The 6,000-nt window shown below is 41.8% G+C and carries 4 protein-coding genes; all 4 read right to left on the bottom strand.

Annotated features, from left to right (window positions below):
• Nucleotides 1-257 precede the first annotated feature (257 nt).
• A complete protein-coding gene (fusA, locus tag JFC07_RS05850; RefSeq protein ID WP_193030563.1) occupies nt 258-2,384 on the bottom strand; it encodes an elongation factor G in 2,127 nt (708 codons plus the stop codon).
• A 409-nt stretch (nt 2,385-2,793) separates the two neighbouring features.
• Nucleotides 2,794-3,267, bottom strand: coding sequence for a 30S ribosomal protein S7 (rpsG, locus tag JFC07_RS05845; protein ID WP_068405119.1), 474 nt, complete (start codon nt 3,265-3,267; stop codon nt 2,794-2,796).
• Between the two features lie 205 nt (nt 3,268-3,472).
• Entirely contained in the window at nt 3,473-3,847 is a 375-nt protein-coding gene (rpsL, locus tag JFC07_RS05840; RefSeq protein ID WP_011281154.1) for a 30S ribosomal protein S12, read from the bottom strand.
• A 438-nt stretch (nt 3,848-4,285) separates the two neighbouring features.
• Entirely contained in the window at nt 4,286-5,509 is a 1,224-nt protein-coding gene (locus tag JFC07_RS05835; RefSeq protein ID WP_198328638.1) for an EcsC family protein, read from the bottom strand.
• Between the last annotated feature and the right edge of the window lie 491 nt (nt 5,510-6,000).

Below are 6,000 nucleotides of genomic sequence, written 5' to 3'. Positions count from 1 at the left end.
CGTGTGGCTTGCTGCGTTCAAACTTGGCCTTTGCCATGGGTATTTCCTCTTTATTTGGGGTCAAGTAGTTAACTGCTAAACATGCGCAAGTTAAGGGATACCGACCACATTAAGATAATTGTTAAAAGGTTGCACATACAATGTGCAGATATTATAAGAAAATCGCGACCAATAACAAGTCTTTTAACCAATTATTGGCGCAATCTCTACGGACAATAGAGAAATGAACTCAATATTGTCCTATTAATATGTAATATTTACTCGTCTTCATCTTTAGAGTTGAATTTAGAGATGATAGATTCTGCAACTGATTTTGGAATCTCAGCGTACTTTTGGAATTCCATTGAATAGGTTGCACGGCCTTGCGACATTGAACGCATTTGCGTAGCATAACCAAACATTTCTGCTAATGGTACTTCCGCACGAATCTGCTTAGTGCCACCAGGTAAGTCTTCCATACCTTGAACCATACCACGGCGGCGGTTTAAATCGCCCATGATATCACCCATGTAATCTTCAGGTGTTTCAACTTCTACTTTCATTACTGGCTCAAGTAGGGTTGGGTTTGCTGCCATGAAGCCTTTACGGAATGCAATAGAACCAGCCATTTTAAATGATAACTCATCCGAGTCAACATCATGGTAAGAACCATCATACAAGGTCGCTTTAACGCCAACAACTGGGTAACCTGCAAGTACGCCGTTTTTCATGCGCTCTTGGATACCTTTGTCGACTGCACCGTGGAATTCTTTTGGCACTGTACCACCAACAACTTCTTCAGCGAATTCATATAGAACATCGCCCGCTGGATCCATAGGCTCAAGACGTAACCAAACGTGACCGAATTTACCGCGACCACCAGTCTGACGTACGAATTTACCTTCTTGCTCAACCACGTTACGGATGGTTTCACGATAAGCAACCTGCGGCGCACCGATGTTTGCTTCAACGTTAAACTCACGCTTCATACGGTCAACAAGAATCTCTAGATGCAGCTCACCCATACCACTGATGATGGTCTGACCAGACTCTTCGTCAGTATGGACGCGGAATGATGGATCTTCTTTTGCTAAACGACCCAAAGCGATAGACATTTTTTCTTGGTCAGCTTTGGTCTTAGGTTCAACAGCTAGAGAAATAACTGGATCTGGGAATTCCATACGCTCTAGCGTGATGACGTTGTTTTCGTCACATAGCGTATCACCAGTAGTGACGTCTTTCATACCAACTAAGGCTGCAATATCACCCGTGCTGATTTCTTGTAGCTCTACCTGAGCATCTGCCATCATCTGAACGATACGGCCAACACGCTCGCGCTTCATTTTAACAGGGTTATAAACGCTACTACCTTGTTTCAGAACACCTGAATACACACGAACGAAGGTTAAGTTACCAACGAACTTATCGTTCATGATTTTGAACGCTAGTGCTGCGAACGGCGCGTCATCAGAGGCTTCACGCGTACCTTCAGTTTCGTCTTTGTCGTCAAGGATACCGCGGATAGCAGGTACGTCCATTGGCGCAGGTAGATACTGAATAACGGCGTCCAACATCTTTTGTACACCTTTGTTTTTAAAGGCAGTACCACAAAGAAGTGGAATGATTTCGTTGTTGATGGTCAATTGACGAATAGCGTCGTTGATCTGCTCTACCGTCAATTCGCCATTTTCAAGATACTCATTCATGAGTTCTTCTGAGGCTTCAGCAGCGTTTTCTACTAGATACTCACGGTACTCTTCCGCTTTTTCTTGTAGTTCAGTTGGGATTTCACGCTCTTCGTACTTCATTCCTTGAGACGCTTCGTCCCAATAGATAGCTTTCATGGTCACAAGATCCACAACGCCTTCAAAGTCGTCTTCTTTACCAATTGGAATAACTAACGGTACTGGCTTGCCGCCTAGACGAGTTTTGATTTGTTCTACCACACGGTAGAAATCAGCACCAACACGGTCCATTTTGTTAATGAACGCTAAGCGTGGTACTTTATATTTGTTTGCTTGACGCCATACGGTTTCAGACTGTGGCTGAACCCCGCCTACCGCGCAATAAACCATACAAGCGCCATCAAGAACACGCATAGAACGCTCAACTTCAATCGTGAAGTCAACGTGGCCTGGGGTGTCAATGATGTTGATACGGTGTTCAGGGAACTGCTTTGCCATACCTGACCAAAAACAAGTCGTCGCCGCAGAAGCAATGGTAATACCGCGCTCTTGTTCTTGCTCCATAAAGTCCATGGTAGCTGCACCATCATGGGTTTCGCCAAGCTTGTGGCTAACACCGGTATAGAACAAAACACGCTCAGTAGTGGTCGTCTTACCAGCATCAATGTGCGCTGAGATACCAATATTGCGATAGCGCTTTAGGGGAGTTTTACGAGCCATAGTGTTTTCCTAGGGAAATTCGTGTATATATTAATGTGTTGTGTCTCTACCTCATACTCTATGACAAAGCCATGAGACCATGAACTTTGTTATATTACTTACTGTTTATTGGGCCAAATACGGACAAAAAAAGAGCAAATATTAAGAATAGTGCGGCATCAAATTTAGGAGACTTTTTTTTAAGCGGTGCATATTTTTTGCAGGCTTTATAGAAAAGCATCCCTTACAAAACAGCATCTTGACAGATGTCCGCCATCTAAATTATTCAATACATTCTCAGCTTTTGAGGAAAAATTAAACAACCCAATAATGATGGCGGCAATCAATAGAATAAATCAACAATATCAGGATTAACTGATCGAAACCGTTAATCCTAAGCATTTAAACCAGTTTTAAAAATAAAACCAGCTTAGAAGCGGTAATGAGAGAATGCTTTGTTGGCATCTGCCATGCGGTGAACTTCGTCACGCTTTTTCATAGCATTACCTTTACCGTCAGCAGCATCATTCAATTCGCCTGCAAGACGCAAAGCCATTGATTTTTCAGAACGCTTAGCAGCAGCTTCAGCTAACCAACGCATAGCCAAGGCAGTACGACGGGAGGGGCGTACTTCCATTGGTACTTGATAAGTTGCACCACCAACACGGCGAGCTTTTACTTCGACCATTGGGCGGACATTCTCTAAAACTTCTTCAAAGAAAGCGACTGGATCTTCGATGTTGCGCTTTTGGCCTACTGTCTCAAGAGCACCATAAACGATACGCTCAGCAGTAGATTTTTTACCATGACTCATGACATGGTTGATGAATTTTGCAACAGTTTGGCTACCAAACTTAGGATCTGGTAGGATCTCACGGGCAGCAACGACGCGACGTCTTGGCATAATAATAATCCTTTTCTTCAGGAGTGTCTGACATTCACAATCTCGCACCAATTACTATTGGATGGCGTTATATCGAGTTGTCAGTCAGCCTTACTGCATGGCGGTATGTTATAGCGTCAATTAATAACTTAAAAATACCGCTAACACCAGTCCCATGCACAGTTAATGGGTGATACAAATCAGCTTATTTAATAACAATTAGCTATTAAACTTTAGGCTTCTTCGCACCATATTTAGAACGACCTTGCTTACGGTCTTTTACGCCTGCGCAGTCAAGTGCACCGCGAACGGTATGATAACGTACACCTGGTAGATCTTTTACACGACCACCACGGATAAGAACAACACTGTGCTCTTGTAGGTTATGACCTTCACCGCCGATGTAGCTTGATACTTCATAGCCTGAAGTCAAACGTACACGACATACTTTACGCATGGCTGAGTTAGGTTTTTTAGGGGTAGTAGTATATACGCGAGTACATACACCACGGCGTTGTGGGCACGCTTCCAACGCAGGAACTTTTGACTTTTCCTTGATGGTTTTGCGACCTTTACGAATCAATTGGTTAGTTGTTGCCATAAGGCATCCTTCTCCCGTTTGGTATAAAACAAAAAAATGGGCCAATGCACCAACAATCTGACATTAACGACAGATTTTGGCACACCCATTTTTAGGACAGTGTATTATAAAGAGTTGTTGCTGCTATTTCAACCACTTATGAGCGGTTGTCCTTTACAACATTCGATAGATGTGCATGAGCAAAGATTGTAGCAGACTTAACGGTAAGCAACAGATTTTAAGATGAGCAATTGTTTCATTGCAAGATGGTAAAATCGATGTTTCCTATTAATGGAGTTGGTTGTTTATTTTTCAAGGCAAAATTTGAATTTTAGATACTTTTTTAGCCTTAAGACCCCTTCATAAAAAAGACATATTTATAAAAAAGGCATAAGCCGATTTATATCAGCTTCTGCCTTCATACAGTAAATTATAGTTAAACCGCTATAGACTAAAACGTTAATCTTTTTTACTCGCCTGAGCTTTTTTGTAGTTTCCATCTACTGACTCTTCATCAGTGGTTTTTGACACAGGCTCTGAGGTAGCTTTTATTTCGCTTTCTGTTTGGTCAGCTTTAGATTTATCGTCGTCAGTCTTAGATTTGTTGTTTTCAGCTTTGGTCTTATCGTCTTTAGCCTTATCTGTGTCTTTTTTTGCATTGTCAGATTTAGGGCTTTGCTCTTCATTCTTACTGTCGGTACTGTCGGTATTTTTCTTCACCTGCGCTTCGCTACTGCTATCGTCGGTAATGGTACGGTTAGCAAGTTTGGCTTCTGGTGCAAACGTCGCTTGCGCCACGCCGATCACTTCATCAATCAGCTGACTGTTGTAACGCATACCAACGATGACGGCAGTGGCTGGTAAAAAGCGGCGTACCCATGATAAGTTGATGTTATCTAAGTTAATGCCAATTTGGCTGGCAATATTATCTACTTGTTCGGCATAAAAATTGACGTTTTTATTTTTCAGACCAAGGTTTTTAAGCTCATTATGCAAACCATTGCTTTGCGCATTATCAAGCAAGCCTTTACCAATACCGATACCAGCTAATAAAGCCTGCTTCTCTTGCATTTTGCTCAAATCGGCACTTGCCAGTAATTCATAAGCCATTTTGACGCCTTGCTTACCAGTCAATGGCTTATTATAAATAGCGCCTAGCTGATAAACGGTACGTAATGAGACAAGTAACAACCACAAGGTATCAGCGAGTAAGCCTGGTAGGCCTGCTAATCCTGTCAAGCCACCCAATGTCGCCAAAGCGCGGTTTTGATTGGCGATATCCGTTGCTAGAGCATAACGTTGCTCATTGTCTAAGTTTGCGATATTGGCAAAGCGATGCTGATTTGGCAGGTCAATCTGACTCCAATTGGACGCAAGCTTGGCAATCTGCGCAAAAGCGCCATCGACCGTCGAATCAAACAAGCTGTTTGGTACTATTTTTTTGGCATACTTGCCATAAGTAGCAAAACGCGTACCCAATAACTGCTGGGTGGCTTTTAAGGTTTGCTCGCGAAACAAATCCTGCTGATAATCTTCATCGCCGAGATTTACTGCTTTAAATTGGCGCGGTTTGCCGCTTTTGGCATTGACGCTATCAATCATTGCGCCCATACGTTCCAAATTACCACGAGTAAAAGAACCAACGCTGCTGATGCCTTTAAATAGTGTGCTAGGCTTTGCCATCTTTATATCCTTAATGTGATGAGTGTTTGTTATTAATATTATTTATAAGAGCTTGTTATCAGAACTTTGCAAATTGACTGCCATTTTAGCCAACGCTTACGATAACTGTCAGTGCCAACAATGTTATCACTAGCGTCAATTTTGTATCTAAAAGTATCGCTTATTTTAAACCATAAATAGCGTCAACATATATTAAATATGTCTTAGCTAAAAATAATTTTTACTCTGTTAACGGAAATTTTACTGCCATTGCTGCTTTAACACGGCCAAAAACTTTACCTGCTTTGATAATAAGTTCATTTAAAAATAAAGACCATTTTGGCGTTATTTTACACTTACGCCAAGATTTTAAACCGTCGATACGTTATTATATGCCATCACTCAAAGTACAGTTGTACTTTTATTTATCAAACAGCATTTAAGCAGCCTATTGTAGGTTTTTGCGCACTAAAATGACTGTCAAATAAGCATTTAAAAGCGATTGTTAAAGG

This window comes from Psychrobacter faecalis (assembly GCF_016107575.1).
GTDB lineage: Bacteria > Pseudomonadota > Gammaproteobacteria > Pseudomonadales > Moraxellaceae > Psychrobacter > Psychrobacter faecalis.
This window is presented reverse-complemented; position numbering and strand designations above follow the sequence as displayed.